Source organism: Nonomuraea fuscirosea (assembly GCF_003001935.1).
GTDB lineage: Bacteria > Actinomycetota > Actinomycetes > Streptosporangiales > Streptosporangiaceae > Nonomuraea > Nonomuraea fuscirosea.
In genome coordinates this window covers 51,460-77,931 of record NZ_PVNG01000023.1, presented here as the reverse complement: position 1 = coordinate 77,931, position 26,472 = coordinate 51,460, and the positions used below count along the sequence as shown (strand labels likewise).

The 26,472-nt window shown below is 71.1% G+C and carries 31 protein-coding genes and 3 tRNA genes; 17 read left to right on the top strand and 17 right to left on the bottom strand.

All coding sequences use genetic code 11. The features are described 5' to 3' along the window. The gene (locus B0I32_RS42275) at positions 1-1,635 is read right to left on the bottom strand and encodes a heparinase II/III domain-containing protein (protein ID WP_245956371.1); all 1,635 of its coding nucleotides are present in this window, start codon (positions 1,633-1,635) and stop codon (positions 1-3) included. A 111-nt stretch (positions 1,636-1,746) separates the two neighbouring features. Here B0I32_RS42275 and B0I32_RS42270 point away from each other — a divergent pair, with 111 nt between their 5' ends. Beyond that, the gene (locus tag B0I32_RS42270; RefSeq protein ID WP_106249304.1) at positions 1,747-2,343 is read left to right on the top strand and encodes an HD domain-containing protein; all 597 of its coding nucleotides are present in this window, start codon (positions 1,747-1,749) and stop codon (positions 2,341-2,343) included. A gap of 60 nt (positions 2,344-2,403) precedes the next feature. On the opposite strand, the gene B0I32_RS42265 is transcribed toward B0I32_RS42270, so the two are convergent. From B0I32_RS42265 to B0I32_RS42235, 7 genes are all read right to left on the bottom strand, one after another. Further along, positions 2,404-2,781 (bottom strand): antibiotic biosynthesis monooxygenase family protein, encoded by a 378-nt coding sequence (locus tag B0I32_RS42265; RefSeq protein WP_106249302.1) that lies wholly within the window; start codon positions 2,779-2,781, stop codon positions 2,404-2,406. A gap of 16 nt (positions 2,782-2,797) precedes the next feature. After that, a complete protein-coding gene (locus B0I32_RS42260; protein WP_106249301.1) occupies positions 2,798-3,385 on the bottom strand; it encodes a hypothetical protein in 588 nt (195 codons plus the stop codon). A gap of 22 nt (positions 3,386-3,407) precedes the next feature. Next, entirely contained in the window at positions 3,408-4,259 is an 852-nt protein-coding gene (locus tag B0I32_RS42255) for a DUF6286 domain-containing protein (protein WP_106249299.1), read from the bottom strand. Next, on the bottom strand, positions 4,256-4,768 hold the full coding sequence (locus B0I32_RS61175) for an Asp23/Gls24 family envelope stress response protein (RefSeq protein WP_106249297.1): 513 nt from the start codon (positions 4,766-4,768) through the stop codon (positions 4,256-4,258). Before B0I32_RS61175 ends, B0I32_RS42255 begins: the two co-directional genes overlap by 4 nt. Then, positions 4,765-4,953 carry a hypothetical protein gene (locus B0I32_RS42245; RefSeq protein WP_106249295.1) on the bottom strand — a complete coding sequence of 63 codons (189 nt, stop codon included), beginning with the start codon at positions 4,951-4,953 and terminating at the stop codon, positions 4,765-4,767. The genes B0I32_RS61175 and B0I32_RS42245 overlap by 4 nt, the downstream gene beginning before the upstream one ends. Beyond that, positions 4,950-5,210, bottom strand: coding sequence for an Asp23/Gls24 family envelope stress response protein (locus tag B0I32_RS42240; protein WP_106249293.1), 261 nt, complete (start codon positions 5,208-5,210; stop codon positions 4,950-4,952). The genes B0I32_RS42245 and B0I32_RS42240 overlap by 4 nt, the downstream gene beginning before the upstream one ends. A gap of 245 nt (positions 5,211-5,455) precedes the next feature. After that, positions 5,456-5,992 (bottom strand): Asp23/Gls24 family envelope stress response protein, encoded by a 537-nt coding sequence (locus tag B0I32_RS42235; RefSeq protein ID WP_106249493.1) that lies wholly within the window; start codon positions 5,990-5,992, stop codon positions 5,456-5,458. Between the two features lie 182 nt (positions 5,993-6,174). Between B0I32_RS42235 and B0I32_RS42230 the strand changes: the two genes are divergently transcribed. Next, positions 6,175-6,951, top strand: a complete 777-nt coding sequence (locus tag B0I32_RS42230) for a fumarylacetoacetate hydrolase family protein (RefSeq protein WP_106249291.1) — start codon at positions 6,175-6,177, stop codon at positions 6,949-6,951. After that, complete coding sequence (gltX, locus tag B0I32_RS42225) at positions 6,944-8,317, top strand: glutamate--tRNA ligase (protein ID WP_106249290.1); 1,374 nt, start codon at positions 6,944-6,946, stop codon at positions 8,315-8,317. The genes B0I32_RS42230 and gltX overlap by 8 nt, the downstream gene beginning before the upstream one ends. Here the strand turns inward: gltX and B0I32_RS42220 are convergent. Then, positions 8,211-9,464 (bottom strand): MATE family efflux transporter, encoded by a 1,254-nt coding sequence (locus B0I32_RS42220; protein WP_106249288.1) that lies wholly within the window; start codon positions 9,462-9,464, stop codon positions 8,211-8,213. The genes gltX and B0I32_RS42220 overlap by 107 nt on opposite strands. 52 nt (positions 9,465-9,516) lie before the next feature. On the opposite strand from B0I32_RS42220, the gene B0I32_RS42215 reads away from it, so the two are divergent. Beyond that, positions 9,517-10,065 (top strand): PadR family transcriptional regulator, encoded by a 549-nt coding sequence (locus B0I32_RS42215; protein ID WP_106249287.1) that lies wholly within the window; start codon positions 9,517-9,519, stop codon positions 10,063-10,065. Positions 10,066-10,153: 88 nt separating this feature from the next. Here B0I32_RS42215 and B0I32_RS42210 read toward each other — a convergent pair whose 3' ends face one another. Next, positions 10,154-12,124, bottom strand: a complete 1,971-nt coding sequence (locus B0I32_RS42210; protein WP_106249285.1) for a M3 family metallopeptidase — start codon at positions 12,122-12,124, stop codon at positions 10,154-10,156. A gap of 166 nt (positions 12,125-12,290) precedes the next feature. On the opposite strand from B0I32_RS42210, the gene B0I32_RS42205 reads away from it, so the two are divergent. Further along, a tRNA-Gln gene (locus tag B0I32_RS42205) sits at positions 12,291-12,362 on the top strand. 40 nt (positions 12,363-12,402) lie between these two features. Here B0I32_RS42205 and B0I32_RS42200 read toward each other — a convergent pair. Next, positions 12,403-13,359 (bottom strand): alpha/beta fold hydrolase, encoded by a 957-nt coding sequence (locus B0I32_RS42200; RefSeq protein WP_245956369.1) that lies wholly within the window; start codon positions 13,357-13,359, stop codon positions 12,403-12,405. A gap of 109 nt (positions 13,360-13,468) precedes the next feature. Between B0I32_RS42200 and B0I32_RS42195 the strand changes: the two genes are divergently transcribed. The 5 genes from B0I32_RS42195 to B0I32_RS42175 all read left to right on the top strand — a co-directional run bounded on the left by B0I32_RS42195 (position 13,469) and on the right by B0I32_RS42175 (position 16,346). Beyond that, positions 13,469-14,671, top strand: a complete 1,203-nt coding sequence (locus B0I32_RS42195; protein ID WP_106249283.1) for a sensor histidine kinase — start codon at positions 13,469-13,471, stop codon at positions 14,669-14,671. A gap of 109 nt (positions 14,672-14,780) precedes the next feature. Further along, entirely contained in the window at positions 14,781-15,395 is a 615-nt protein-coding gene (locus B0I32_RS42190; RefSeq protein ID WP_106249281.1) for a response regulator, read from the top strand. Between the two features lie 124 nt (positions 15,396-15,519). Further along, positions 15,520-16,101, top strand: coding sequence for a hypothetical protein (locus B0I32_RS42185; RefSeq protein WP_106249280.1), 582 nt, complete (start codon positions 15,520-15,522; stop codon positions 16,099-16,101). Between the two features lie 78 nt (positions 16,102-16,179). After that, positions 16,180-16,255, top strand: a tRNA-Glu gene (locus B0I32_RS42180). An 18-nt stretch (positions 16,256-16,273) separates the two neighbouring features. After that, positions 16,274-16,346 (top strand) — tRNA-Glu (locus B0I32_RS42175). A gap of 155 nt (positions 16,347-16,501) precedes the next feature. Here the strand turns inward: B0I32_RS42175 and B0I32_RS42170 are convergent. Then, positions 16,502-18,217 carry a hypothetical protein gene (locus tag B0I32_RS42170; protein WP_106249278.1) on the bottom strand — a complete coding sequence of 572 codons (1,716 nt, stop codon included), beginning with the start codon at positions 18,215-18,217 and terminating at the stop codon, positions 16,502-16,504. 58 nt (positions 18,218-18,275) lie between these two features. Next, the gene (locus B0I32_RS42165; RefSeq protein WP_106249277.1) at positions 18,276-18,992 is read right to left on the bottom strand and encodes an IclR family transcriptional regulator; all 717 of its coding nucleotides are present in this window, start codon (positions 18,990-18,992) and stop codon (positions 18,276-18,278) included. Positions 18,993-19,054: 62 nt separating this feature from the next. On the opposite strand from B0I32_RS42165, the gene leuC reads away from it, so the two are divergent. From leuC to B0I32_RS42150, 4 genes are all read left to right on the top strand, one after another. After that, complete coding sequence (gene leuC, locus B0I32_RS42160; protein ID WP_106249489.1) at positions 19,055-20,440, top strand: 3-isopropylmalate dehydratase large subunit; 1,386 nt, start codon at positions 19,055-19,057, stop codon at positions 20,438-20,440. 12 nt (positions 20,441-20,452) lie between these two features. Next, a complete protein-coding gene (gene leuD / locus B0I32_RS42155; RefSeq protein WP_106249275.1) occupies positions 20,453-21,040 on the top strand; it encodes a 3-isopropylmalate dehydratase small subunit in 588 nt (195 codons plus the stop codon). Next, positions 21,019-21,258, top strand: coding sequence for an SCO5555 family protein (locus B0I32_RS56870; RefSeq protein ID WP_146178510.1), 240 nt, complete (start codon positions 21,019-21,021; stop codon positions 21,256-21,258). Before leuD ends, B0I32_RS56870 begins: the two co-directional genes overlap by 22 nt. Positions 21,259-21,357: 99 nt before the next feature. Continuing rightward, positions 21,358-21,657, top strand: coding sequence for an HU family DNA-binding protein (locus tag B0I32_RS42150; RefSeq protein ID WP_106249273.1), 300 nt, complete (start codon positions 21,358-21,360; stop codon positions 21,655-21,657). Positions 21,658-21,709: 52 nt separating this feature from the next. On the opposite strand, the gene B0I32_RS42145 is transcribed toward B0I32_RS42150, so the two are convergent. Then, positions 21,710-21,916 carry a hypothetical protein gene (locus tag B0I32_RS42145; RefSeq protein ID WP_106249272.1) on the bottom strand — a complete coding sequence of 69 codons (207 nt, stop codon included), beginning with the start codon at positions 21,914-21,916 and terminating at the stop codon, positions 21,710-21,712. A gap of 107 nt (positions 21,917-22,023) precedes the next feature. Further along, on the bottom strand, positions 22,024-22,695 hold the full coding sequence (cofC, locus tag B0I32_RS42140; RefSeq protein ID WP_106249270.1) for a 2-phospho-L-lactate guanylyltransferase: 672 nt from the start codon (positions 22,693-22,695) through the stop codon (positions 22,024-22,026). A 79-nt stretch (positions 22,696-22,774) separates the two neighbouring features. Here cofC and B0I32_RS42135 point away from each other — a divergent pair, with 79 nt between their 5' ends. The 3 genes from B0I32_RS42135 to B0I32_RS42125 all read left to right on the top strand — a co-directional run bounded on the left by B0I32_RS42135 (position 22,775) and on the right by B0I32_RS42125 (position 25,659). Next, positions 22,775-23,485: a lysophospholipid acyltransferase family protein gene (locus tag B0I32_RS42135; RefSeq protein WP_106249268.1), complete on the top strand. Its 711-nt coding sequence runs from the start codon at positions 22,775-22,777 to the stop codon at positions 23,483-23,485. 4 nt (positions 23,486-23,489) lie between these two features. Further along, a complete protein-coding gene (locus tag B0I32_RS42130; RefSeq protein WP_106249267.1) occupies positions 23,490-24,500 on the top strand; it encodes an NAD(P)H-dependent glycerol-3-phosphate dehydrogenase in 1,011 nt (336 codons plus the stop codon). A 64-nt stretch (positions 24,501-24,564) separates the two neighbouring features. Then, positions 24,565-25,659 carry a D-alanine--D-alanine ligase family protein gene (locus tag B0I32_RS42125; RefSeq protein WP_106249265.1) on the top strand — a complete coding sequence of 365 codons (1,095 nt, stop codon included), beginning with the start codon at positions 24,565-24,567 and terminating at the stop codon, positions 25,657-25,659. 91 nt (positions 25,660-25,750) lie between these two features. Here B0I32_RS42125 and B0I32_RS42120 read toward each other — a convergent pair whose 3' ends face one another. Further along, positions 25,751-26,179, bottom strand: a complete 429-nt coding sequence (locus tag B0I32_RS42120; RefSeq protein WP_106249264.1) for a DUF3515 family protein — start codon at positions 26,177-26,179, stop codon at positions 25,751-25,753. Between the two features lie 13 nt (positions 26,180-26,192). Beyond that, complete coding sequence (locus tag B0I32_RS42115) at positions 26,193-26,426, bottom strand: Lrp/AsnC family transcriptional regulator (RefSeq protein ID WP_106249262.1); 234 nt, start codon at positions 26,424-26,426, stop codon at positions 26,193-26,195. Positions 26,427-26,472 lie beyond the last annotated feature (46 nt).

Here is a 26,472-nt window from a genome sequence, read left to right as displayed (position 1 = left end):
TCAGAGCAGCCTGGTGGAGAACGACACGCCGTCCACCTTGACCTTGCCGCCCGAGCAGGACACCTTGGGCGAGTCCGTCCCCGGCACGATGATCGTCAGCAGCGACTTCGCCGCCGGGGACTTCACCACGCTGGCCGGCTGCTTGGACAGATACGTCGGCGACACCCAGCCCAGCTTGCCGCCGCGTTCCACCTTCTGCCCGCCGGTCCGGCCGCACGACGCCGAGTACTGCAGCAGCGTCACCTTGAACTTGCCGTCGGCCAGGACGACCTTGCCGCCGCCGTTCGAGACGACCTTGAACGACGGGGCGAAGCGCCAGATGCTGCTGACCTTCTTGCCGCCGGAGGCGGTGTCCAGCACCGCCATCAGGTCCTCGCCGTGGTTGACCAGCACCGAACGGGTGCGGCTCACCCCGTACGCCTTGTCGGTGAGCTTGAACGCCTGCCGGTCGTCCCCGTACGACGACTTGATCAGCTTGCTGGACGTGCGCGGCCGGAACCTGGCCCCCACGACGGTCGGCACGTTGTGCGCCTCGGGGGAGAGCGTCCAGTAGCGGTAGGAGCTCTTCTCGTAGGAGTGGAACCCGCCGTCCATCAGGATGTCGCGCCCCTGCGCGTAGTAGGTCACGCCCAGGTGGTCCTCGTGGCCGTGGAACTTCATGCCGGGGCCGTACCTGATCGAGTAGTACGCCGAGTCCGGCTCGCCCCACTTGGTGCGGCCGAACACGTATCCGGCCCGGTAGGTCTTCACCTTCTGCTTCGGCGTGCCCGTCTCCATCTTCGGCTCGGTCTCGGCGCTGCCGTCGCCGATGGGCACCATGTAGCCGTTCGGCAGGGTCGAGTGGGCGATGAAGTCCTTCAGCGCCTCCGCCCGCCTGGAGATCTCACCGGGCACCTTGCGGCCGCACGCCTTCATGTTCGTCATGGCCACCTGGAGCCGGCCGTAGACGTAGACGGCGTAGCGCGGCGCCTGCTCCATCAGCGCGCCCTGCGCGTCCACGTCCAGCTTGACCGTGCCGGTGAGGCGGCGCGAGGCCAGGTTCGCCCAGTCCTTTCTGGCGTACCTGCAGCCGATGCCCATGAGCGCGATGTCCTGGTCGATGCCGTGGTTGTGACCCTTCTTGTAGAGCCTCGGGTTCGACAGGAGCTTCGCGTGCGCGGCCAGGCTCTCCTTCAGCCAGCCCGCGTTCACGTGCCTGCTCAGGCAGAGCAGCGGCTGGGTGCGCAGGGAGACCGGGTGGTCCTTCCAGACGTACGACGGGGTGCCCTTGGCCCCGTACCTGTTGCTCGCCACCCAGTCCTTGGCGATGTCGGTGGCGCGGTCGAGGTACTGGCGCTCGCCGGTGTTCTCGTACTCGACGACGAGCGTGCCCATCCAGCGCAGCGACTGGAACACGAACTCCCACGACCGGTTCTTGAACGGGCTCGCGGCCCACTTGATGTCCTTGCCCAGCTTGTACGCGGGCAGCCCCACCAGCGAGATCTCGCCCTTCATGACGTCGTTCGCCGTCGGCGTGCCGGGCAGCCAGTCGCCCTGGCACTCGGCGGTGCGGGTCACCTTGTCGGTGGCCTGAGCCGGGCTACCCAGAGCTCCGACCGAGAGCATGAGGGCGAGAGGGATCGCGAGCCGGCGCACGCCAGTTCCTTCCGGACAGAAACGATGAGGGCGGGACATGCTTTCGGAAATTCGATCAAGAGGTCAAGCCGAGTGCCCGATTCGTTAGCCGCCCGATGCATGCTGGTACCTGTGAGATTCGACGACCTGGTGATCCCCGACACGCCCGCCTGCCGTGGCGCGCTCGAAGTGGCCACCGGCTACCACACGCCATCGCTGCTCAACCACTCGATCCGCGCCTATCTGTGGGCGGCGGCGTACGCGCAGGGCAACGGCATCGCCTTCGACGCCGAGCTGCTCTACGTCTCGTCCATGCTGCACGACATCGGGCTGGTGCCGGAGTTCGACAGTAACGTCGTGCCGTACGAGGAGGCCGGCGGGCACGTGGCCTGGGCCTTCTGCGCCGGGGCCGGCTGGTCGCCCGAGCGCAGGTCACGCGCGTACGAGGTGATCGTCAAGCACATGTGGGCCGAGGTGCCGGTGGCCGAGGACCCGGAGGGGCACCTGCTCGAACTGTCCACCGGCATGGACATCTCGGGCCGCCGTACCGACGAGATCCCGGCCGAGGTGCGGCGGGAGGTGCTCGAACGCCACCCGAGGCTGGAGATCGCCAAGGAGTTCAGCGTGTGCGTGGCCGATCAGGGCGCGCGCAAGCCGGCCAGCTTCGCGGCCGGGTTCGTCCGCGACGGCATCGTGGACCGCATCATGCGCAACCCGCTCGACGCCTGAACGGGTCCCGCGCTCACCTGCTGAGCGGGTCCCGCGCGACCCGCTCGAAGCCTTGAACGACTACGCCTTGGGGCCGGTGCTCTCGGCGACCTCGAAGGTCCACACCTCCGAGCCCGACGCCGCCGGCCCCTGGCCGTGACCATGCCCGTGCCCGTGGCCCTGACCCGGCTCCTGGCCCTGGTTCTCGCCGGCCTGGGCCGCCGCCTGCGCGTGACCGCGCCGGAACGCCTCGCCCTGCTGCCACTTCTGGAAGTCCTCCTCGCTGCGCCAGCGCGTGTAGACGAGGTAGCGCTCGGTGCCCTCGACCGGCCGCAGCAGCTCGAACCACTCGAACCCGTCCGCCGACTCCACCATCCCCGCGCGATCGGAGAAACGCTTCTCCAGCTCCGCGCGCATCTCGGCGGGCACGGTCAGCACGTTGATCTTCACTACGGACAACAGAGGACCCCTCTCGTCAGCGCACGATCCGGTGCGGCGAAGGTGAGGGCTCCAGGCTAACGCGGGCCAGCGCCGGCACCTGATCCCGGTCCAGCGCGTCCCGCATGTGCGGCAGCGCCACCGTGGTCAGATGTTCGGCCAGCTCGCCCATGGGCGCCGACTCGTCGGCCACCAGGCGCAGGCGTACCTCGGGATGGCCGCGCGGGCACCGTACGTTCGCGTCGGCGCTGAGGACGGCGGGGCTCGTCGCCACGTCGGCCGCCACCGCCCGCTCCATCCCGCCCGGCGACACCTCGGTGACCCCGGACGGGCCGCCCTCGACGCGCAGCCTCCCGCGCGCCTCCCTGCGCCCCTGCACGACCAGCCAGCGCAGCCCGAGCACCGCCACGACCAGGGCCGCCAGGGCCACCAGCCACCAGATCCACGGGCTGTTGCGGGCGAAGAAGCCCACCACGTTGCCGTCCACCACCGGCGTGTCGGCCGCCGCCCAGTCCCGCGAGAACGCGCCCAGCCCCCTGGCCAGCGCCGAACCGCCCAGAACGGCCAGCACCAGCCCCACCAGCGCCAGCCCCAGCCGGTTCCCCCGTCCCGTCTTCCTGTTCACCGCGCCCCCTGTCGTCGTCTGATCATCCGCGCCGGCGCTCCTTCACGTGCACCGTCACCCGGTACGGCTCCACCAGGTCCAGCGCGGCCAGCCTGGTCAGCACCGCGCCGCGCACCTCCTGGCCGAACTCGTCGGTGTCCCGCCCGTACGTGGTCGGCCGCACCTCGAAGGTGTGGCCGTGCCGGACGGCCCGCGCCGAGTGCACACCGGGCACCTGCTCGGCCGCGTGCGCCAGGGCCCGGGTGACGCTCTTGGGGCGCAGGCCGATGATCACGTCAGGGTCGCCGCTGCGTACGGGCACCATGCTCGGCCGTCCCGGCACCAGCGCCGTGATCAGCAACGCCAGCCCGAGCAGCGTCACCACGGCTGAGGCGAGCAGCATCAGCGGGTCCGACCACAGGGTCGAGGCCGCCCAGTTCAGCACGCCCTCGTACGGGATCCACCGCAGCGGCCGCCCGAACAGCCCCGACAGCGTCTCGACGGCGACGAGCAGGCCGAGCAGGGTGAGCAGAAGGGCGACCACGACCGCGGGGAACCGGCGCTGCGGCCGAAACGCCCGCACCGCCGCACGATCAGCGGCCTTCGACCGCGGCACGTCGAACGGCGCCCGGTACGCCCCCGAAGGTTCGACGCCGGCCGAGTCCGGGATGACGCACATCTCGGGCTGGCCGCCGTCACTCTGCTCGTCCGCCCCGGCGCCCTGCCCGTCCGTCCACAGGTCGTGCTCGGCCGCGCGCGGGTCGCGGTGCTGCTCGGGGTAAGGATCGGGGTGCTGCTCGGGGTAAGGCTCGGTGGGCGAGTTGGGGTGCTGCTCTGGGTACGGCTGGGTGGGCGGGTCGCGGCGTGGGTCGGGGTCTGGGATTCGTGAGGTCATGGCAGGTCGCCGCCCAGGTCGGTCATCGTGATGTCCAGGCGGGTGACGTCCAGCCCGGTCTGGGCGGCGACGCGCCGGGTCACGTGCTCCCTGAGCCGCGTCGCCACCGCACGCAGCGGTGACGGATAGCCGACGCTCACGTTCAGCCGCAGCGTGACCTGGTCTCCGTGCACCGCACCGCTCGACGCGCGCGTCCACGGGAGCCCGCGCAGCCGCACGTCGCGCACCTCGGGCACCTCCATGGCGGCAGAGCACGCGATCTTGGTGATCACCCGGTCCGAGATCTCCGTACGTCCACGTCGCTCCGGTGACGGCAGCGGAGCAGGCCGCTGCGACGGCACCACCACCCCACCCGCCACCGGATCGGGGCCGACGCCTGAACCCGCGCTCGGACCGATGTCCGATGCCGCGCCCGGACCGACGCTCGGTGCGGTACTCGGACCAGTACCTGACTTCGGGTCGGGGCCGGGTGTCGTGTCCGGGCCGGGGCCGGGGACTATGTCGGTCATTTGCGTCTCAAGGACAGGCCGGACAGGTTCACCTCGCCGGTTTCGGCGATCCGGCCGATCACGAAGCCGACCGCGCCGAGCACGAGGACGAGCAGGAACGCGCCCAGCCCCCCGAACGCTCCGGCCAGCCCGAGCACGATGCCCACGGCCATGCCGATCACCGGCATCCACTGGATGTTGTTCATGGTCCCTCCACGATGATGTCCTCGACGCGAACGTTCACCGGACGGTCCCCGGCCAGGTCGGCCACGGCCCGCCGGACCTCGTCGGCGGTCTCGGGCAGCGGCCTGGCCAGCGTGGCGACGATGGCGATCTCCACCGCCCGCCCGTCCACCGACACGCCGACGAACCGCTCGTTCGGCAGGTACGTGGCCACCGTCCCGAACGGCCCCCCGGACAGCCCCGCCACCCCGGCGCATTTCCGCACCCGCTCCGCGATCATCCGAACCTCGGACGACGCCCCTCCGCCGTCACCCGCCCCGCCGGCTCCGCCCGGACCATCCGCGACGGGCCCACGGGCCGGTCCGGCAGGCGCCCCACCCGGCGGGACCGGGTCCCCTTGCGCGACCGGGCCGCCTTGCGCGACCGGGTCACCATGCGCGGCTGGGCCGCCTTGTGCGACCGGGCCGCCTCGGACGAGCGGGGCAGCCGGGGTGGGTGGGGTGCCGGGGCCGGCCGGGGTGTCGGTCATCGGACGCGGGACTCCTGCTCCGCGTCCCCCCTGTGCCCGTCCTGCCCCCGAGCCCGCTCGGCATCACGCTCCTGATCGCGGTCCCGATCACGGTCCTGGTCGGGCAGGTGGACGTCGTCCACCCGGATGTTGACCTCGGTCACCTCCAGCCCGCACATGCGCTCGACCGCCCCGATGACGTTCCTGCGCACGGCCGCCGCCAGCTCCGGGATCGCGGTCCCGTACTCGGCCACCAGGTCCAGGTCCACGGCCGCCTGCCGCTCGCCCACCTCGACCGACACGCCCTGGGTCACGCTGGGGTCGCCGCCGACGATGTTGCGCATGCTGCCGAGGGCCCGCGCGGCGCCTCCGCCCATGGCGTAGACACCGGACACCTCCCGGGCGGCCAGACCGGAGATCTTGGCGACGACGCCGTCCTCGATGGTGGTCGTGCCCTTGTCCGTGACGAGCGAGCGTGGCGAGCCGGAGCTCTCCTCTGTCCTGGCCCGTGGCACGGTTCCGGTCGCACCGGTTCCGCCGGGCCGGTTCGACATCGTGTCCGACACGATCGGTCACCCCCTAGATATCTCCTTATAAGTCCACATAACCCCTGCTACACGACCGAAGCTCATCAAAACGGACTTGAGGTCGAATAATGGACAGCGCCTGACTCGCCCGCAGGCGGGGCGGGTAAAAGGTGGGCGGACCCCTCCGGCGTCGGCGATAGCCTTGTCGGGTGCGTATAGCGAGGTTCTCCACAGGCGAAGGCGTCTCGTTCGGCGTGGTCGAGGGCGGTCCGGGCGAGGAGTTCGTCTCCGCGATCTCCGGCCATCCGTTCAGCCAGGTGCAGTTCACGGGCGAGCGATTCCCGCTGTCCCAGGTGAAGCTGCTGGCCCCGATGCTGCCGAGCAAGGTGGTCGCCATCGGCAGAAACTACGCCGAGCACGCGGCCGAGCTGGGCAACGAGGTGCCCGACGAGCCGCTCATCTTCATGAAGCCGTCCACCACGGTGATCGGCCACGGCGAGAACATCGCCTACCCCACGACGCTGTCCGACCGCGTCGACTTCGAGGGCGAGCTGGCCGTGGTGATCGGCCGGCTCTGCCGCGAGGTGCCGGTCGAGCGGGTCAAGGACGTCATCTTCGGCTACACCTGCGCCAACGATGTCACCGCGCGCGACCTGCAGAAGAAGGACGTGCAGTTCACCCGGGCCAAGGGGTTCGACACGTTCTGCCCGCTCGGGCCGTGGATCCAGACCGATCTCGACGCGAGCGACCTGGCGCTGACGACCACGGTCAACGGCGAGATCCGGCAGAGCGGCCGCACCAACCAGCTCATCCACGACATTCCGGCGCTGGTGGCCTACGTCAGCGCCGTCATGACGCTGATCCCCGGCGACATCATCCTGACCGGCACCCCCGCGGGCGTCGGTCCCCTGCAGATCGGCGACGAGGTCAGCGTCGGCATCGAAGGCATCGGCACACTCACGAACAAGGTGGTCTCCCGTGACTGACGTACGGGTGCGGTTCGCCCCGTCACCAACCGGCATGTTCCACGTGGGCAGCGCCCGCGCCGCGCTGTTCAACTGGGCCGTGGCCGAGCAGTCCAAGGGGCGGTTCATCCTGCGCATCGAGGACACCGATGCCACCCGCAACCGGCCCGAGTGGACCGAGGGCATCATCTCGGCGCTCGACTGGATCGGCATCAACGGTGGCAATCCGGTCTTCGAGGGCCCCTACTTCCAGTCGGCCTACGAGCCGCAGCACCGCGAGGCCGTGGCCAAGCTGCTGGCCGACGGCAAGGCCTACTACTGCGACTGCACCCGCGAGCAGGTCCAGGAGCGCACCGGCTCGAAGGACAAGGGTTACGACGGCTTCTGCCGCGAGCGCGGGCTGAGCGAGGGCGCGGTGCGCTTCCGCACCCCCGACGAGGGCGTCACCGTGGTCGACGACCTGGTGCGCGGCCGGGTGGAGTTCCCCAACAACGCGCAGGAGGACTTCGTCATCGCGCGTTCCGACGGCTCGCCCCTCTACGTGCTGGCCAACGCCGTCGACGACATCACCCAGGGCATCACCCACGTGGCCAGGGGCGAGGAGCACCTGCCCAACGCGGTCCGCCAGGAGCTGCTCTGGCCGGCGCTGGGCGCGACCCCGCCGGTCTGGGCCCACCTGCCGGTGATCGTCAACGAGCAGCGCAAGAAGCTGTCCAAGCGCCGCGACAAGGTGGCGCTTGAGGACTACCGCGCCGAGGGTTACCTGCCCGAGGCCATGGTCAACTACCTCATGCTGCTCGGCTGGGGGCCCGGCGAGGACCGCGAGATCATGCCGTGGTCGGAGATGGTGCCGCTGTTCCGGCTGGAGGACGTCAACGCCTCCAACGCCTTCTTCGACGAGAAGAAGCTGCGCGCGTTCAACGGCGAATACATCAGGGCGCTGCCGCTGGAGACGTTCGAGGAGCGCTGCGCCCCCTACCTCGACGACGCGTGGGACCGCGAGCTGTTCAGTAAGGTCGCGGCTTTGGCCCAGACCCGCATCGCCGTGCTGTCGGAGATCCGGCAGAACGTCGACTTCCTGTTCCTCGACGAGCCCGTCTTCGACCAGGCGTCCTGGGACAAGGCGATGAAGAACTCGCCCGAGGAGATCCTCACCGGCTACCTGGAGCGCCTGGAGGGCGTGAGCTGGGACGCCGAGTCGCTCAAGGAGGCGCTGGAGCAGGTCGGCGCGGCCCACGGGCTCAAGCTGGGCAAGGCCCAGGCCCCGGTGCGGGTGGCCGTCACCGGCCGGACGGTGGGTCTGCCGCTGTTCGAGTCGATCGAGGTGCTCGGTCGTGAGCGGGCGCGGGAGCGCCTGCGCGCCGCGCTGGCGCGGCTGCGAGGCTGATCGACGCCCCGGCGGCCATCGACAGCCACACTCCGGTGACGCCGAGCCAAGAGCTCAGCGCGTACGCGAGCGGCAGCTGCACCGCGAAGCCCGCCAGCGTGGCGGCGAGCAGGCGGCCGCCCCTGCCGCTCGCCTGCAGCACCCCGCCCACGGCGATCAGCCCGCCGAAGGGCACCAGGTAGAGCGTCATCCAGCGCAGGAACGAGACGGCCGCGGCCGGATCGCCGGTGAACATCCCGGCGACCGGCGCGGCCAGCAGGTTCAGCACGAGCGCGACCGCCGCGCCCGACCCGAGGCCGAGCAGGAGCGGTGACCTGACGGCCTCCGACCGCGCGGTACGGATCATCGCCGCCTGCCGCAACGCGTAGAAGACCATGACGCCGGCCAGCATGATCTTCTGCCCGATGCCGTAACCGGCCACCTCCGCCGTGCCGAACCCGGCCACGATCTCCACCAGCGCCATGCCCACGACGGCACGGGCCAGGAAATCTCCGGACATGGGGAACCCGGTGCGGAGCACCTCGCCGGTCGTCAGGCCGTGCCCGGCGGGGACGCGCAGGCGTACCAGATGGAGGAGCGCGATCGCCAGCGTGACGGCCCGCGCGATCACCGTGGCCAGCGCCGCGCCCTGGATGCCCATGCCGAACCCGAAGATGAACAGCGGGTCCAGCGCGACCACCAGCACGTTGCAGATGATCGCGTGCCGCATCGGCCGCCGGGTGTCGCCCAGGCCCTTGAGCACGCCGTCCACCACCGTCTGGGCGTAGTACACCGGCAGCCCGCCCAGCGAGATCAGGAAGAAGTCCGCCGTCAGCGCCGGATCGTCGGTGAACAGCGCCGCCAGCGGCTCGCGCAGCAGCACGCCCGGCACGGCGACGGCCACGGAGCAGACCGCCCACAGCAGCCATCCGGTCCTGATCACCGGCCCCAGGGGAGCGCGCCCGTCGCGGCGGCCCACCAGCACGGTGATCCCCGTCGGAACGGCCAGGAACAGCCCGTAGGCCAGGTATTCGGCCGTGGTGCCCACGGTGACCGCCGCGATGGCCCCCTCGCCCAGCCCGGACACCCAGAGCAGGTCGATCAGGCCGACGGCGACCACGGCGGTGAGCAGCTCCACGTAGATGGGCAGGGCGAGCCGGATCATCATTTACCTCGTTTCGATGTATATCGTTTAGAGGTATAGCGTTACGATGCACCCCATGGCAAGCGGCGGTGACCTGAGCCTCACCATCCTGGGGTTTCTGCACGAGCGGCCGATGCACGGCTACGAGCTCAAGTCGCGGCTCACGGCGCTGACCGGCCACCTGCGCCCGGTCAGCGACGGCGCGCTCTATCCGGCCATCTCCCGGCTGGAGGGCAAGGGGCTGGTCGAGCGGCACGAGGAGGCGGGCGCGGCGGCCGCGCGCAGGCAGGTGCTGACGATCACGCCGGCCGGGCGCGAGGAGTTGCTGCGGCGGCTGCGTGAGCCCGCCGACCTCGACATCAGCGACCAGAGCCGGTTCTTCGCCCTGCTCACGTTTCTGTCGGCGCTGCCCGATCCCGCCGACCAGGCCGCGGTGCTGCGCCGCCGGCTGGCCTTCCTGGAGGCCCCGGCGAGCTTCTTCTACGAGGGCGGCAGGCCGGTCAGGGCGAAGGACGAGCCGGACCCGTACCGGCGCGGCATGCTCAAGATCGCCCGCGCCGTCAGCCTGGCCGAGCGCGCATGGCTTCGCGAACGCCTCGAAGAACTGGACGCCGCGCCCCACTGACCGCCGGAACGCGAGCGGCCCGCCACGCGTCGTGCGCGGCGGGCCGCTCGGGTGTCAGCGGTCACGTGAGTCCCGTACGGGCGGCGGCTCAGGTGAGGCCGCGGCGGGCCAGCAGCGGCTGGATCGTGGCCTCGCGCCCGCGGAAGTTGCGGAAGGCCGTCAGCGGGTCGATGCTCCCGCCCCTGGACAGCAGCTCGCGGCGGAAGTGGTCGCCGTTCGCCCGGGTGAGCCCGCCGTTCTCCTTGAACCACTCCACGCTCTCCGCGTCCAGCACCTCGCTCCAGATGTAGGAGTAGTAGCCGGCGCTGTAGCCGCCCGTGAAGATGTGGGCGAAGTAGTTGGTCCGGTACCGCGGCCGCACCAGCGGGAAGGCGATCCCGGCCGCCTCCAGGGCGGTCGCCTCGAACGCCTCGGGGTCGGCCACGGTCTCGCCGGTGGCCAGCTTGTGCCAGGCCCAGTCGAGCAGCGTGGCGGCCAGGTATTCGACGGTCTGGAAGCCCTGGTTGAACATCTCGGCCGCCTTCAGCTTCTGCACCAGCTCGGCCGGCATCGGCTCGCCCGTCTCGTGGTGCTTGGCGTAGTTGGCCAGGATCTCGGGCCAGGTCACCCACATCTCGTTGACCTGCGACGGGTACTCGACGAAGTCGCGCGGCACGCTGGTGCCGGACACGCGCGGGTAGCGCACCTTCGAGAACAGCCCGTGCAGCGCGTGGCCGAACTCGTGGAAGGCCGTGTTCACCTCGTCGTACGTCAGCAGCGTCGGCCCGGAGGCCGGCTTGGTCACGTTGAGGTTGTTGATCACCACCGGCTTCTGCCCGAACAGGATCGACTGGTCGACCAGGTTGTTCATCCACGCGCCGCCGCGCTTGCCCGGCCTGGCGTACGGGTCGAGCACGAACAGCCCCAGCGGAGTCCCGTCCTCGTCCGCCACCTCGAACACGCTCACGTCGGGGTGGTAGCCGCCCAGGTCGGGCCGCTCGGCGAAGGTGATCCCGTACAGCTTCGTGGCCGCGAAGAACACGCCGTCGCGGTAGACGCGGTCGAGCTCGAAGTACGGCCGCATCGCCGCGCCGTCGAAGTCGTAGCGGGCCTGGCGCACCTTCTCGGAGTAGTAGGACCAGTCCCACGGCTCGATCGCGAACCCGGCCTGCTCTGCCAGCGCCTCCGCCTCCTTCTTGGCGTTGCGCACGGCGGGGCCGACGAGCTGGCCGAGCATGTTCTCGACCGCCTCGACGGTCTTGGCCGTCTGGTCGGCGACCGAGTAGGCGGCGTGGCTGGGGAAGCCGAGCAGCGCCGCTCGCTCCGCCCGCAGCGTCGCCATCGTGACCGCCAGCTCGAAGTTGCCCGGCGCCCGGTTGACGCTCAGCTCGTAGAGGCGGCGGCGCACGTCGCGGTCGGTCAGCCGGGCCAGGCCCGGCTGGAGGGTGTAGTTGAGCAGCGGCAGCACGTACGTGCCGTCGTCCTGGCGCAGCGCCTCGATCTCGGCCTCGTCGAACCCGTCGAGCTCCTTCGGGTCCGTCACCCGCAGCGCCGACTCGGTGGACGCCTTGAGCAGGCTCTGCGCGAACGTCGTCGAGAGCTTCGACAGCTCCTCGTTGATCGCGCGCAGCCGGTCCTGCTCCGGCTCCGACAGGTCGGCCCCGGCCCTGATGAAGTCGTCGCGGTACTTCTCCAGCAGCCAGGCCTCCTCGGCGTCCTCCGTGGTGACCTGCTTGATCCGGGCCCACAGGGCCCGGTTGAGCCGGATCGCGTCGCTGTGGCGGGTCAGCTGGGGCGAGACCCGCTTCTCGATCTCCATGAGGCCGTCGGTCGTGTTGGACGCCGAGACGGTGAAGAAGGCCGTGGCCGTGCGGTCGAGGATCCGGCCCGACCGCTCGAGCGCGGCGATCGTGTTCGCGAACGTCGGCGGCTCGGTGCCGCTCGCGATCGCGTCGACCTCGGCCAGCTGCTCGGCCATGCCGCGCTCGAAGGCCGGCAGGTAGTGCTCCTCGCGGATCTCGGCGAAGGGCGGCAGCTCGTACGGCAGGTCGCTGGGGGCGAACAACGGATTCTCAGCCAACGCTTGGGCTCCTCCACGTGCGTGTTTTGTCCCCTTCAGCTTGGCACGGCCGGGCACGTGAGGGGAGCGGCGGACGGCGGGTCGGCGAATCGTTTTGGTCTTAGCCCCAGAGCTGGGCTATTCTTTCGGACGTCGCCAAGCGCGCTCCGCGAGGAGATCGCAGCGGTGGGGTATGGTGTAATTGGCAGCACGACTGATTCTGGTTCAGTTAGTCTAGGTTCGAGTCCTGGTACCCCAGCATTTACACGGACATCTCTCAGCGAGATGTCCGTTTTTGTTTACCGGGCCAGCCCGGCGAGAATTTCGGTGATCCGCCGGTACGACTTCCGCGTCGGCGCGTGCGGCCCCTTCACCGAGAAGACCTCGAACCGGTTGCCCGGCGTCGCCTCGTCCGCCTCCCTGATCATGCGGTCCTGCAGCGCCGGCGGGATCACCCGGTCCAGCGTCTGCCTGACGTAGACCCGTGGCACCCGTCCCCAGGCGTCCTTGCGGCCCCTGGCGTCGGCGCTGGACACCTGGAGGCTCTCGTCCGGCAGCGACGAGTTGAGCATGGCGAGAAACTCCCCGTCTGTCCCCTCCGCCATGAACGCCGCCTTCGCCGCGGCCAGGAACTTCGCGTCGTTCGTGCGCCAGTTGAGCCTGATCGCCTTGAGCACGGCGGGATCGCCGACGACGGCCGGCAGGATGGCCGCGCCGAGGCTCGTGCTCCCCTCCGGCGTCTCCAGGTACTCGGCCGGCGACCGCAGCTTCGTGCAGCAGTACGCGCCCACGTAGACCAGCCGGTCGATCAGGCCGGGCACCTCGTCGGCCGCCTTCGTGATCGTCGAGCCGCCCAGGCTGCCGCCCACCAGGATGACCGGGCCGTACCGGGCGGCCCGGCGCACCACGTTCACGGTGGCCTCCACGTAGTCGTCCAGCGTCACCCCGGCCATGGGGGAGGGGAGCGCGGCGAGCGCCTTGAGGTCCTGCGGCGCCTGATAAGCGGCGTGGAACTGCTCCTCGGGGCCGTGCCCCGGCAGGCTCACGCCCACGGTGCGGTGGCCGCGCAGCACGAGTTCGGCGTCGCCCGAGGCCATGCCGTTGGAACCGGTCACGAAGACGTACGTGGTCACTTCTCTGCTCTTTCCCTGGGCGGAGGCGGACGAGCTCAGGACGGACATGGTGGTGGACGCGGTGGCGGCCGCGCCGGTGGCGGCGGCGAGCCGGAGGGCCGCTCTGCGGGTCGGTTCGTTCATGCCTCGATGCTCGCGCCGGAGGCAGGGGGCGCACATCGCCCGCCGGGGCGGACATGCGGCCGACGACGGCCATCAACCGATCGGTGGACCCCGTGCCAGGCTTGACCCCATGAGCTGGCTCGACGGCCGCGAACGCTGGGTCTACCCGGCGCTCGCCTACGCACTGCTCGCGATCTCCGCGACCGCGGCCGCCCTCCTGGGCGTCCCCGCCGCGCCGCCGGAGTGGCCGTTCCCGCCCTGGCAGTCGGTGCCCTGGCCGGTGCTCGTCCTGCTCGCCGCCGTCTGGCTGGCCGCCGTCCCCTGGCTCTACCCGCGCCGCGACCGGCGCCGCGCGCTCGTCGTGACCCACTACCTGGTGCTGCTCGCGCTCGCCGCCGCCCTGTCGTTCCGGAGTACGGCCTTCGTCGTCTTCGCCTCGATCGGCTACCCGCTGGCCATCGCCATGCTCCCGGCCCGGCTGATCATGGCGGGCGTCACGCTGACCGCCCTGGTCAACGTCACCACCCAGTCGGCGCCGGGCGCGCGGGCGACACTGCTCACGGTGATCGCCGGCGTCGCGCTGCCGCTGGTCCTGGCCGGCTGGTACGTCTCCGCCGAGCACGACAAACGCCGCCGCCTGGTCACCCGCCTGCGCGCCGCCATGGACGAGAACGCCGACCTCAACGCCAGGCTGCTCGACCAGGCCAGGCGGGCCGGCGTGCTCGACGAGCGGCACCGGGTCGCCGGCGAGATCCACGACACGCTGGCCCAGGACCTCGTCGCCCTGATCGGCCAGCTCGACGCGGCCTCCCGCGCCGGCCGGGACGACGTACGCGGCCGTCACCTCGACCGCGCCTCCGAGCTCGCCCGCCGCGGCCTGACCGAGACCCGCAGATCCGTGAGCGCCCTGCGGCCCGAGCCGCTGGAGGAGGCCAGGCTGCCGGACGCGATCGGCCACCTGGCCAGATCGTGGGCCGACACCGCCGGGGTGGAGCTCCGGTACGAGGTCACCGGGCAGCCCGTGCCGCTCTCCGCCGACGTGGAGAAGGTCCTCTTCCGGGTCACCCAGGAGTCCCTGGCCAACGTGGCGAAGCACGCCGGAGCCACCAGGACGGCGCTGACCCTCTCGTACACGGACGAACTCGTCCTGCTGGACATCCGCGACGACGGAACCGGTTTCGCCCCGCAGGAGCGTACTGACGGCTTCGGGTTGGACGGAATGCGCCGGCGCGTCCGCGGCGTGGGCGGCACCCTGGAGATCGAGTCGGAACCGGGCCGGGGCACGACCGTCGCGACGGCCGTCCCCGCCCTCCCCGGCCACGGTGAGCGGTGAGATCCCGACAGGCGCGACACTCCGGCCAGGGGCGAGATTCCGGCCGCTGATGAGATCCTGGTGCGGACGGATGCCCGCCGAGCCGACGCCCACGGGACGAGGAGGACCGATGCCCCTGCGGCTGCTGATAGCCGACGATCATCCGATCGTGCGCGAGGGACTGCGCGCCGCCTTCGACGGCGAGCCCGGCCTGGAGGTGGTCGGCGAGGCGGCCGACGGCGACCAGGCCGTGCGGCTGGCCGCCGAGCTCGTCCCCGACGTCGTGCTCATGGACCTGCGCATGCCCGGCCTCGACGGGCTGAGCGCCATCCGCCGGCTCAGCGGCACCGGGCCGCGCATCCTGGTCCTCACCACGTTCGACGGCGACGTCGTGCCCGCGCTCGAAGCGGGGGCCGGCGGCTACCTGCTCAAGGACGCCCCGAAGGAGGAACTGGTCCGGGCCGTGCACGCCGTCCACCGGGGCGAGACCGTGCTCGCCCCCGCCGTGACCGGCCGCCTGGCCGACCACCTGCGCAGGCCCGCGAGGGGACAGCTGAGCAAGCGCGAGCTGGAGGTGCTGCGGCTGGTGGCCGGGGGAGCGACGAACAAGGAGGCGGCGGCCGGCCTGCTCATCAGCGAGGCCAGCGTGAAGACGCACCTGCTGCACATCTACGCCAAACTCGACGTCCGCGACCGCGCCGCCGCCGTCGGCGAGGCCTACCGCCGCGGCCTGCTCGCCCGCTAGCCCTCGCCTCCCCGCCGGCCGATCGAGGTCGCCGATCCTCGCTCGTCGATCGGGCTCGTCGATCCGGGTCCGTTTGCCCGGGGGCGGGCGGTTCGGGCGGATCCGGTAGAGTCGCGCCCCACTTATGGCTGAATTTCGTCTTCCCGCGGGCGGCTTCCCGCGCTTCCTGCTTCCGTTCATCGCCCCGCTCGTGCTCTTCTTCGCCGTCTGCCTCCTCCTCGGCGCCATCCTGACGAACGACACCGCGCTCGGCGTCGTCATCGGCGCGCTCGCCACCGGCGTGCTGGTCGCCGTCCTGGCCGGCAAGCACCGCCGCCTCACCACGGGCACCGTCGTCCGCTTCTCCGCCGACGGCGTCGAGCTGACCGACTCCCACGGCTTCCGTGTCCGCCTCCGCTGGCCGGACATCACCAGGGTCGGCGTCGTGGACACGCAGCCGGCCGATCCCCGCGTGATCGGGCGTCCCGGCTCCGCCAGGGCGCGGGTGCGGCCGCTGCGCTCGACCGGGCTGATCGGATGGGGCGAGCGCACGGTCCCGCCCCGCGTTCCCCGCTGGATGCGCGCCCGCCTCGCCGCCGTCCCCGTGGACCCCGCCACGGGCAGGCCGGAGGTGGCGATCCCGCTGGGTGAGTTCGATCCGCGGTGGGAACGAGGCCCGATGGGCGACTGGGTCCGGCGCCACAGAGCCGATCTGGTAGGCGGATAAGCGGTTTGGTGTGGTCTTCCGGGTGCGGTAGAGTTACCTGCGTCGCCGGGGAGGCCCGGCACACCAGCTTGTGGACAGGGTCCCGTCGTCTAGTGGCCCAGGACGCCGCCCTCTCAAGGCGGTAGCGCCGGTTCGAATCCGGTCGGGACTACCACTGTCACAAGCTCGCTAAGGTCCCGTCGTCTAGTGGCCCAGGACGCCGCCCTCTCAAGGCGGTAGCGCCGGTTCGAATCCGGTCGGGACTACGTCTGCAGCAACAATCGCTCCGGTGCACATCGCCCGGAGCGATTTTGTTTTCCCCACCCGATCTCAGTCCGCGTGTCCCCGAAGCGAGTACGACCCAGGAACGCGAGATCCCCCCGCCGCGGCCGGCGGCGGGGGGGTCGTCGGTCGAGCCGGATCAGGCGGAGCGGGCCTTGAACAGCGCCCGCCTGGCGGCCTTGGCCACCTGCTTGTCCGGATGCACCTGCGAGATCAGATCCAGCAGCTCCTCCACGTGGGCGTGCGGGATCTTCCAGATCACCTCCAGCAGGCTGTTGACCATGTCGGGCCCGATGTCGCGCAGGCTGCTCACGAACTCCGAGCGCCCCAGCCCCGCCGAGATCGTCCACATGTCGAGGATGAGCCAGTGGGTGTCGTCCGTCGTCGGCTCGGGCGCGCCCTCGACCCCGAGCTGGCTCAGCTGCGTCGCCGCGTAGGGACGCAGCGACGACTGCTTGAGCGCGGCCTGCCAGGCCGGCACGGCGGCCTCGCCCAGCGTGCCGACCACGCTCGCGGCCTGCACCCTGATCAGCGCGTCACTCTCGTCCTCGGCCGCCGCGTCCAGCAGCTCCTCGGCCGCCTTGGCGGGCTCGCGCAGCCGCATCCAGGCGGCGAACTCGGCGTCGGCCTCCTCCTCGGGCAGCTCGGCGCTCAGCGCGAGCAGCTCGTGGGCGCTCATGGACTCGATCGCCGGCCGGGCGTCGACCTCGATGTCGGCGTCGTCCACCAGGTGGATGACGCCCTCGGTGCCGAGCGGCGTGAGGCGCAGCGTGCCGTCGTCGAGCTCGACCATGCCGTAGCCGGTCAGCCATTCGACGGCGGAGGCCACCGGGTCGCCGGCCGCCTCCCAGGCGTCCGCGCCCAGCTCGTCGAGCTCGGCGGCGGCCTCGGCCAGATCGCGCGACAGCTCACCGAGATCACGCGAGCCGCCCGCGAGCAGCAGCCGCACCAGCAGCCCCCTGGTCAGGCCCGCCAGGGCCATCGTGAGGTCGTCGTCCTCCAGCTCGGGGTCGCCGTAGTCGACCGAGTGGAGCCCGAGCATCCAGGCGTCGAGCACGTCCTCGTCGTCGTCGAACGGCCACTCGGAGGTGTCGTCCTGCACCGCCACCGTGCCGGCCTCGCCCGGCTCCAGGAACTCCAGGTCGACCGCGAGGTTCCAGATGTTCCACAGCTGCGGCACGGCCTCGGCGATGGGGCCGTCGGTCTCCGGCCTGGGCAGGCCCGTGGCCCGCAGCGCCTCCTCCACCTCGGCGTCGGTGAGCAGGGTGTCCTCGCCCACCCGCCGGCCCGAGCCGACCCATACGGCCAGATCACGGGCCTTGGCGACGAGCGGCACCTCGCGGGCCGCCGCGGCGAGCTCGGAGTCGGGCCGCAGCCTGATCGTGTCGAGGTCGGCCAGTTCGTCGGCGAACGGCTCGAAGTCGCCGAGGTCGCCGGACTCGGCCGCCTCGGCCTCGTCGTCGCCCTCGGAGTCGTCCAGCATCTCCTCCATGAGGTCGACGAACTCGTCCTCGACGTCGTCGAGTTCGGCCTGCAGATCGGCGAGGCTGTCGGAGCCCTTGGCCAGCCGGCCGGTCTGGGACAGGAACGTCAGGTAGGCGTCCACGGCCGGAAGCATGCCGTCGGCGGCGGCGTCGGGATCCTCCACGACCTTGGGCATGCGGTCGAGCAGCAGGTTACGCAGGTCGGCGCGCTTCCACGTGCCGAGGTCCTGCGAGAAGGCGAGACGGTGCCACAGTGCGGCGGGTCCCACGAGCTCGGGGTCGCTCCCGGGCGCGTTCGCACGCGCCCACATGATGAACTCTTCGAGCAGGGGTCGCAGCTCAGTGGCGGCTACCTCGATGCGATCTGTCACGCACTCAGGCTAGTGTGCCCGCGAGGCAGTCGGCTCCCGAAATACATCCTTTTGCTGATCATGACGTGCGGCGCATCGCCTCGGTGATCCGTTCGGCCGCCGCCATGACGGGCACCGCGTGCAGTCGTCCGGGCGCTCTCGTCAGCCGTTCGATGGGCCCGGAGACGGACACGGCCGCGATCACCTTGCCGCCGCTGCCCCTTATCGGGGCCGAGACGCTGGCCACCCCCTGCTCGCGTTCTCCCACGCTGTGGGCCCAGCCCCGGCGCCGGACGGAGGCCAGCGTGGCGGCGGTGAACTTGGCGCCGCGCAACCCGCGGTGCAGCCGGTCGGGCTCCTCCCAGGCCAGCAGGATCTGCGCCGCGGAGCCGGCCGTCATGGGCAGCGCGGAGCCGACGGGAACGGTGTCACGCAGGCCGCTGGCCCGTTCGGCCGCGGCCACGCACACGCGTTCGTCACCCTGGCGGCGGTAGAGCTGCGCGCTCTCCCCGGTGAGGTCGCGCACCTGCATCAACACGGGCGCGGCCACCGCGAGCAGCCGGTCCTCGCCGGCCGCCGTGGACAACTCCGACAGCCGGGGCCCGAGGACGAATCTTCCCTGTGTGTCGCGACTCACAATTCTGTGGTGCTCAAGTGCGACGGCCAGCCGGTGGGCGGTGGGGCGGGCCAGGCCGGTCGCCTGGACCAGCTGAGCCAGCGAAGCGGGTCCCGCTTCGAGGGCATTGAGTACAAGAACCGCCTTGTCGAGTACTCCGACTCCGCTAGAGTTGTCCATACACCGATACTGCCGTCTCGACATATGAGAAGGCAAGTCGGATGATTCTCAAGGAGGAGATCATGGGCCGCACACTGGCCGAGAAGGTCTGGGAGCAGCACGTAGTCCGTCGCGCGGAGGGCGAACCGGACCTGCTCTACATCGACCTGCACCTCATCCACGAGGTGACCAGTCCGCAGGCGTTCGACGGACTCCGTCTCGCCGGCCGGAAGGTGCGACGGCCCGATCTCACCATCGCCACCGAGGACCACAACGTCCCGACCCTGCTCGGCCCGATCTCCGACCCGGTGTCCAAGACGCAGGTCGAGACCCTGCGCAAGAACGCCGCCGAGTTCGGCATCCGGCTCCATCCGATGGGCGACGCCGGTCAGGGCGTGGTGCACATCATCGGGCCGCAGTTCGGCCTGACCCAGCCGGGCATGACCATCGTGTGCGGCGACTCGCACACCTCCACCCACGGCGCGTTCGGCGGCATCGCGTTCGGCATCGGCACCTCCGAGGTCGAGCACGTGCTGGCCACGCAGACGCTGCCCGCCTACCGGCCCAAGACGATGGCCATCGAGGTCTCGGGCGAGCTGCCCGCCGGCGTCACGGCGAAGGACCTGATCCTGGCCATCATCGCCGAGATCGGCACCGGCGGCGGCCAGGGCTACATCGTCGAATACCGCGGCGAGGCCGTGCGCAAGCTCTCCATGGAGGGCCGCATGACCGTCTGCAACATGTCGATCGAGGCGGGCGCGCGGGCGGGCATGATCGCCCCGGACGAGACCACGTTCGCGTACCTGAAAGGCCGCCCGCACGCGCCGGAGGGCGAGGCGTGGGACCAGGCCGTCGAGTACTGGACGTCGCTGCGCACCGACGACGACGCCGTGTTCGACAAGGTCGTCCACATCGACGCCTCGACGCTGACCCCGTACGTGACGTGGGGCACCAACCCGGGCCAGGGCCTGCCGCTGGGCGAGAGCGTGCCCGACCCCGAGTCGTTCGCCGACCCGGTGGCGCGCTCGGCCGCCGAGCGGGCGCTCGAATACATGGGCCTGCGCGCCGGCACGCCGCTGCGCGAGATCGAGGTCGACACGGTGTTCGTCGGCTCCTGCACCAACGGCCGGATCGAGGACCTGCGCTCGGCCGCCGAGATCCTGCGCGGCCGCCAGGTCACCACCCGCACGCTCATCGTGCCCGGCTCGATGATGGTCAAGCGGCAGGCCGAGGAGGAGGGCCTGCACGAGGTGTTCAAGGCCGCGGGCGCCGAATGGCGCGAGGCCGGCTGCTCGATGTGCCTGGGCATGAACCCCGACACGCTCAAGCCGGGCGAGCGCAGCGCCTCCACCTCCAACCGCAACTTCGAGGGCCGGCAGGGCAAGGGAGGCCGCACCCACCTGGTGTCGCCGCAGGTCGCCGCCGCGACCGCCGTCACCGGCCGCCTCACCGCCCCCGCCGACCTGTAAGGAGACAGACCGATGGAAGCCTTCACCACCCACACCGGTACGGCGGTGCCGCTGCGCCGCAGCAACGTCGACACCGACCAGATCATCCCGGCCGTCTGGCTCAAGCAGGTCAGCCGCACCGGTTTCGAGAAGGGCCTGTTCGCCGCCTGGCGCGAGGACCCGACGTTCGTCCTCAACGACCCCTCCTACGAGGGGGCCTCGATCCTGGTCTCCGGCCCCGACTTCGGCACCGGCTCCTCCCGCGAGCACGCGGTGTGGGCGCTGCAGCAGTACGGGTTCCGCGTCGTGATCGCCGCCCGCTTCGGCGACATCTTCCGCAACAACTCCACCAAGATGGGCCTGCTGCCGGTCGTCCTGCCGGCCGAGCGGGTCGAGGCGCTGCAGGCGGCCGTCGAGGCGGACCCGAAGCTGGAAGTGACCGTCGACCTGGGCGAACGCCAGGTGCGGTGGGCCGGCGAGGTGGTCGCGTTCGAGATCGACGACTACACCCGCTGGCGGCTGACGGAGGGGCTCGACGACATCGGGCTGACCCTGCGTCACGCCGACGACGTGGCGGCGTACGAGAATGGTCGGCAGCCATGGCTGCCGACGACCGTCTAGAAGACGACGAACTGGCGCGGCGGTTGCGCGAGGCGCACCGCCGCGTCCGCATGCTGCCCGCCGCCGAAAAAGAGCGGATCGCGCGCCGTTATCTCGCGATATGCGACGTCGCGAAGCGAGATCCGGAAAGGGCCGCGGTACGCCTCGAAGCGTTTCTGGCCTCCCTTGACGACGCGTTCGACACGCCACGCGACGAAGAAAACACGCCGGGTGATTGAGTTCCCCCGCGATCCCGCCTACTTTCGAGCCCGTAAGGGGTTTCTACGTCGAACTCGTGAGCTGGAACCCCGAGCCGTAACTGGGGGAGCAGGACTTTCATGAACAAGCGAGAACTCGTCGAGGCCATCGCGGATCGGGTGGGCGACAGGAAGACGGCCACCGAGGCCGTCAACGCGGTCATCGACGCCATCCAGAAAGCTGTGGCCAGTGGCGACAAGGTCTCGATCACGGGCTTCGGCGCGTTCGAGATGGTGAACAAGCCCGCCCGCACGGCGCGGAACCCGTCGACCGGCGCGGAAATCAACGTCGCCGAGAGCTGGGCGCCCAAGTTCCGTCCCGGCTCGGATTTCAAAGAGCTGGTGAACACGGGCGGCAAGAAAATCGGCAAGAAGAAGTAAACGCGAGCGGACTGTCACGCCCGGGCCCGTCGGCCCGGGCGTCCGCTTTTTTCTAGGCGTCCGGTACCGGGAAAGTCGACAGCGTGATGTAGCCGATCTCGCCGCCGGACATCGCGAGGTTGACCCGCTGGCCGGAGCGGAGCAGGCGCAGCGGGCCCGCGTCGAAGGCGGGGGCGCCGAACGGAAGGACGGTGCCGTCGTCGAGGAAGACCGTGCCGGAGCGGGTGGTCTCGTCGAAGGTGCGTACGGTCGCCTGCATGCGCTCAGATTAATCGCTCCCCACCTGTACGACGAGCACGCCGAGGCGGGCGCGCGCGACAGGCCGGCTCGCTCACGAGGGCGGGCGCGCTCAGCAGGCCGGCGCGCTCAGGCGGGCGGGGCCGGGTTCGAGGACGGGATGAGGGCCGGGTCAGGCCACAGGTCGGCGACGACCGCCGCCGTGTGCCGGCCGAGCCCGAGCCGCACGGCCGCGCGCAGGTCGTCGGGGGTGTCCACGTCGCGCCTGACCGAGTCGATCCCCGGCACGCACAGCTCCTTGGCCCCGCCGGCCAGGTGCTTGGCCCGCGACTCCCCGCCGAACCTGGGCGTGAACGGCCGCCCCGCCCGTACCCCGTAGAACGTCGTCCCGACGTCGAGCGCGTCGGGCACGAACGACTGGTCGAACTCGGCCGCCGCCGCCAGCGCCAGCGCCAGCTCGGCCGGGCGCAGGGCAGGCAGGTCGGCCTGCAACGCCCCCACGGCGTCGCCCGGCGCCAGGCGTACGGCATGGGCGGCCCCCGTGCGCAGCGCCGTGTTCAGCCCCCGGTCGGGGTCGGACACCACGTCGGCCCCGAGTGCGTCCAGCGGCCCCGCGGCGGCGGGATCGGCGGTGACCACGATCACGCGCGCGACCAGCGGGCAGGCGAGCGCGGCCGAGACGGTGTCACTGGCCACGGCCACGGCCAGGCGCGTTCTGTGCGGGCCCGTCGCGGCGGCCAGCCGGGTCTTCGCCGCGACCAGCGTCTTCACCGGAATGACCAGGGACCAGCGGATGCTCATAGGGTAAGCATCGCGCCTCGACATCCCGCACGGCCAACCGGGAGACTTGGGGCGCATCCCGCAGCTGTTGGAGGAGACCATGAGCCGCCCCACGCGACCATCGCGTTTCTGGGAGACCTTCGCAGTAGTCGTGGTGAAACCGCTGTCCCGGCTCCTGGTCAAACGAGACTGGCGCAACGGCGAGCGCATCCCGCGCACCGGCGGCGTGATCATCGCCACCAACCACCTGTCCTGGGCCGACCCCGTCCTGCTGTCGCACTTCCTCTACAACAACGGCCGCTGGCCGGTGATCCTGGCCAAGTCGGGCCTGTTCAAGATCTTCTTCCTCGGCCGGGCGGTGCGCAGCCTGCTGGCCATCCCGGTGGCCAGGGGCAGCAGCGAGGCGGCCGAGTCGCTGCGCATCTCGGCCGAGCGGCTGGCCGACGGGTGCGCGATCCTGTTCTACCCGGAGGGCACGTGCACCCGCGATCCCGACCTGTGGCCCATGGTGGGCAAGACGGGCGCCGCCCGGCTGGCGCTGGAGAGCGGCGCCCCGGTCATCCCCATGGCCCACTGGGGGGCGCAGGAGCTGCTGCCCTACGGGGAGAAGAAGCCCCGGCTGTTCCCGCGCAAGACGTTCCGCGTGACGGTGGGGCCGCCGGTGGACCTGTCGAAGTACGCCGGCCGGCCGCCGCACGCCGACGTGCTGCGCGAGGCGACGGCCGACATCATGGCGGCGGTCACCGCGCAGCTCGCCGAGCTGCGCGGCGAGAAGGCGCCGGAGACTCCCTACGATCCCGCCGGACGGTGATGGCATGACGAAGGTGGCCGTTTTCGGAACGGGCTCGTGGGGCACCACGTTCGCGATGATCCTCACGGAGGCCGGCAACGAGGTCACGATGTGGGGGCGCAGGGCCGAGGTGACCGAGGCCATCGACCGCGATCACGTCAACCCCGACTACCTGCCCGGCATCCGGCTGCCCGCCACGCTGCGGGCCACGACCGACCCCGAGCGGGCGCTGGCGGGGGCCGACTTCGTGGTGCTCACCGTGCCGGCGCAGAGCCTGCGGGCCAACCTGGCCGCCTGGCGCGCCCACATCCCGTCCGGCGCGGTCCTGGTGAGCCTGATGAAGGGCATCGAGCTCGGCACGACCAAGCGCATGAGCGAGGTGATCCACGAGGTCGCCGAATGGCCGCAGGAACGCGTCGCGGTCGTGTCCGGGCCCAACCTGGCCAGGGAGATCGCCGAGCGTCAGCCCGCCGCCACCGTGGTGGCCTGCACCGACGAGCGGGTCGCCGCGCGGCTGCAGGCGATCTGCCACCTGCCGCCGTGGTTCCGCCCCTACACCAACCCCGACGTGGTCGGGGTCGAGCTGGGCGGCGCGGTGAAGAACGTGATCGCGCTGGCCGTGGGCGTCTCCGCCGGCATGGGCATGGGCGACAACGTCAGCGCCATGCTCATCACCAGGGGACTGGCCGAGATCTCCCGTCTGGGTGCGGCGCTCGGGGCCGACGCCCACACGTTCGCGGGGCTCGCGGGCATGGGCGACCTGGTGGCCACGTGCACGTCGCCGCTGTCGCGCAACCGTACGTTCGGGGAGAACCTGGGCCGGGGCATGACGCTGGCCGAGGCCGTCGCCGCGACCAGGCAGACCGCCGAGGGCGTGAAGTCCTGCGAGTCCGTACTCGAACTGGCCAGGAAGCACGACGTCGAGATGCCGATCACCGAGGTGGTCGTCGGGGTCGTCCACGACGGCATGTCACCCGCGGAGGCGGGCACGCTGCTGATGTCCCGTTCTCCCAAGCCCGAGCGGTACGGCTTGTGAGAAACACCTGATTACGGCGTGCTCGACTCGCTGTGACACGGACACCCCGGTAGATTCGGACACCATGAGCAAGCCACGCGTCGCCGTCGTTTTCGGAGGCCGCAATTCCGAGCACGCCGTTTCCCTGATGGGAGCGGGCAGCGTGCTGGATGCGATCGACAGGACCAAGTACGAGGTGATCCCCATCGGGATCGCCCAGGACGGCAGGTGGGTGCTGGCAGCCTCCGACCAGCGGTTCGCCATCGAGTCGGGCGAGCTGCCGGTCGTCGACACCTCGGGCGCGGCGCTGGCGCTGCCCTCGGGCGACAGCTCGTTGGTGGCCTACGACCCCGGCAGCATCCCGGTCGAGCTCGGCTCGGTCGACGTGGTGTTCCCCGTGATGCACGGCCCGTTCGCCGAGGACGGCACGATCCAGGGGCTGCTGGAGATGGCCGGCGTCCGCTATGTCGGCTCCGGCGTGCTGGCCAGCGCGGTCGGCATGGACAAGGCCCACATGAAGACCGTGATGGCCGCCGCGGGCCTGCCGACCGGCCGTTACGTCGTCGTACGCGACCGCGACTGGCGCATCGGGCGGGAGTGCGTGCTCAAGGAGGCCGAGGAGCTGGGCTACCCGGTCTTCGTCAAGCCGGCCAGGGCGGGCTCGTCCCAGGGCATCTCCAAGGCCTCCGACCGGGCCGAGCTGGAGGCGGCCGTGGAGGCGGCCAGGCAGCACGACCCCAAGGTGATCATCGAGGCCGCGATCGTCGGCCGCGAGATCGAGTGCGCGGTGCTGCAGTCGCTGGGCGACGAGCCGGCCACCGCGTCGATGCCCGGTGAGGTGCGGGTCGAGGGCGGCCAGGACTTCTTCGACTTCGAGGCGAAGTACTACCCCGACCAGATGTCGCTCACGGTGCCCGCCGACATCCCGCAGGAGACGGCCGAGGAGCTGCGCGCGATGGCCGTGCGCGCGTTCGAGGCGCTCGAATGCGAGGGGCTGGCGCGGGTCGACTTCTTCTACACGCCCGAGGGCCAGGTGATCTTCAACGAGATCAACACCATGCCCGGGTTCACGTCGCTGTCGGTGGCCCCGCAGCTCTGGGCGGCCTCGGGCCTGTCCTACCCGGCCCTGGTCGACCGGCTGGTGCAGCTCGCGCTCTCGCGTTCGCCCGGCCTGAGATGAGCCTGTCCCGGCTCCTGGCGCGGATCACGCGCGGGGCCGTCGCGCTCGCGCGGGCCGCGATGCGCCGGCCGGGCCTGGGGCGGCGCGCCCGTCAGGCTTCAGGGGCGATCTGCGCGATGGGTTTCGACAGGTCGGCGAGCACCTCGGCGGCGACGTGCTCGCCGCCGAGCGTGACCTCCACGTAGGCGAGGTCGGTCACCGCCGTGAACAGCGCGGGCTTGTCGGGGTCGGCGAACCAGCCCACCCCGCCGACCTCCTGGAGCTGGTCGGTGGGCGCCATCCTGACGGGCCTGGGGACGCCGCAGCGCAGCGCGATGACGCCGGAGCCCCAGACGGCCACGTACGGCGACTCCGGCGTGGAGGACCCGCGCTCCTCGCCGTCGAGCGTCGCGGGCAGCAGGGTGGCGAGCTTGGCGCAGGCCGCCGCCGCCTCGCCCTGCGGGGCGGGCGGTTCGACCCGCACGGTGCCGCCGCAACCGGCGAGTGCCAGGAGAACGAGCAGGACGGCGGCGGCACGCATGCGACGACTACCTTCAGATATGGACGATCGGACACGTAAGGGTACGCGTGATCCCCTCCACCGCCTGAATCTGGGCGACCACGAGCTTGCCCAGTTCGTCGACGTTGTTGGCCTCCGCGCGCACGATCACGTCGTAAGGCCCCGTGACGTCCTCCGCTTGGGTGACCCCCGGAATGCCGGAGATCTCGCGGGCCACGGCGGCGGCTTTGCCGACCTCGGTCTGGATAAGGATGTAGGCCTGCACCATCACGTCCTCCCGGGCGATTCGATCACGCCGAAGGGCCACCGTACCC

Bases quoted from the DNA above. Each gene is read 5' to 3' on its own strand.
- B0I32_RS42255 (WP_106249299.1), bottom strand. From the start codon at position 4,259: ATGACCTCACGAATCCCAGACCCCGACCCACGCCGCGACCCGCCCACC.
- B0I32_RS61175 (WP_106249297.1), bottom strand. From the start codon at position 4,768: ATGACCGACATAGTCCCCGGCCCCGGCCCGGACACGACACCCGGCCCC.
- B0I32_RS42245 (WP_106249295.1), bottom strand. From the start codon at position 4,953: ATGAACAACATCCAGTGGATGCCGGTGATCGGCATGGCCGTGGGCATC.
- B0I32_RS42240 (WP_106249293.1), bottom strand. From the start codon at position 5,210: ATGATCGCGGAGCGGGTGCGGAAATGCGCCGGGGTGGCGGGGCTGTCC.
- B0I32_RS42235 (WP_106249493.1), bottom strand. From the start codon at position 5,992: ATGTCGAACCGGCCCGGCGGAACCGGTGCGACCGGAACCGTGCCACGG.
- B0I32_RS42220 (WP_106249288.1), bottom strand. From the start codon at position 9,464: ATGATGATCCGGCTCGCCCTGCCCATCTACGTGGAGCTGCTCACCGCC.
- B0I32_RS42215 (WP_106249287.1), top strand. From the start codon at position 9,517: ATGGCAAGCGGCGGTGACCTGAGCCTCACCATCCTGGGGTTTCTGCAC.
- B0I32_RS42200 (WP_245956369.1), bottom strand. From the start codon at position 13,359: ATGAACGAACCGACCCGCAGAGCGGCCCTCCGGCTCGCCGCCGCCACC.
- B0I32_RS42195 (WP_106249283.1), top strand. From the start codon at position 13,469: ATGAGCTGGCTCGACGGCCGCGAACGCTGGGTCTACCCGGCGCTCGCC.
- B0I32_RS42190 (WP_106249281.1), top strand. From the start codon at position 14,781: ATGCCCCTGCGGCTGCTGATAGCCGACGATCATCCGATCGTGCGCGAG.
- B0I32_RS42185 (WP_106249280.1), top strand. From the start codon at position 15,520: ATGGCTGAATTTCGTCTTCCCGCGGGCGGCTTCCCGCGCTTCCTGCTT.
- B0I32_RS42165 (WP_106249277.1), bottom strand. From the start codon at position 18,992: ATGGACAACTCTAGCGGAGTCGGAGTACTCGACAAGGCGGTTCTTGTA.
- leuC (WP_106249489.1), top strand. From the start codon at position 19,055: ATGGGCCGCACACTGGCCGAGAAGGTCTGGGAGCAGCACGTAGTCCGT.
- leuD (WP_106249275.1), top strand. From the start codon at position 20,453: ATGGAAGCCTTCACCACCCACACCGGTACGGCGGTGCCGCTGCGCCGC.
- B0I32_RS56870 (WP_146178510.1), top strand. From the start codon at position 21,019: ATGGCTGCCGACGACCGTCTAGAAGACGACGAACTGGCGCGGCGGTTG.
- B0I32_RS42150 (WP_106249273.1), top strand. From the start codon at position 21,358: ATGAACAAGCGAGAACTCGTCGAGGCCATCGCGGATCGGGTGGGCGAC.
- B0I32_RS42145 (WP_106249272.1), bottom strand. From the start codon at position 21,916: ATGCAGGCGACCGTACGCACCTTCGACGAGACCACCCGCTCCGGCACG.
- cofC (WP_106249270.1), bottom strand. From the start codon at position 22,695: ATGAGCATCCGCTGGTCCCTGGTCATTCCGGTGAAGACGCTGGTCGCG.
- B0I32_RS42135 (WP_106249268.1), top strand. From the start codon at position 22,775: ATGAGCCGCCCCACGCGACCATCGCGTTTCTGGGAGACCTTCGCAGTA.
- B0I32_RS42130 (WP_106249267.1), top strand. From the start codon at position 23,490: ATGACGAAGGTGGCCGTTTTCGGAACGGGCTCGTGGGGCACCACGTTC.
- B0I32_RS42125 (WP_106249265.1), top strand. From the start codon at position 24,565: ATGAGCAAGCCACGCGTCGCCGTCGTTTTCGGAGGCCGCAATTCCGAG.
- B0I32_RS42120 (WP_106249264.1), bottom strand. From the start codon at position 26,179: ATGCGTGCCGCCGCCGTCCTGCTCGTTCTCCTGGCACTCGCCGGTTGC.
- B0I32_RS42115 (WP_106249262.1), bottom strand. From the start codon at position 26,426: ATGGTGCAGGCCTACATCCTTATCCAGACCGAGGTCGGCAAAGCCGCC.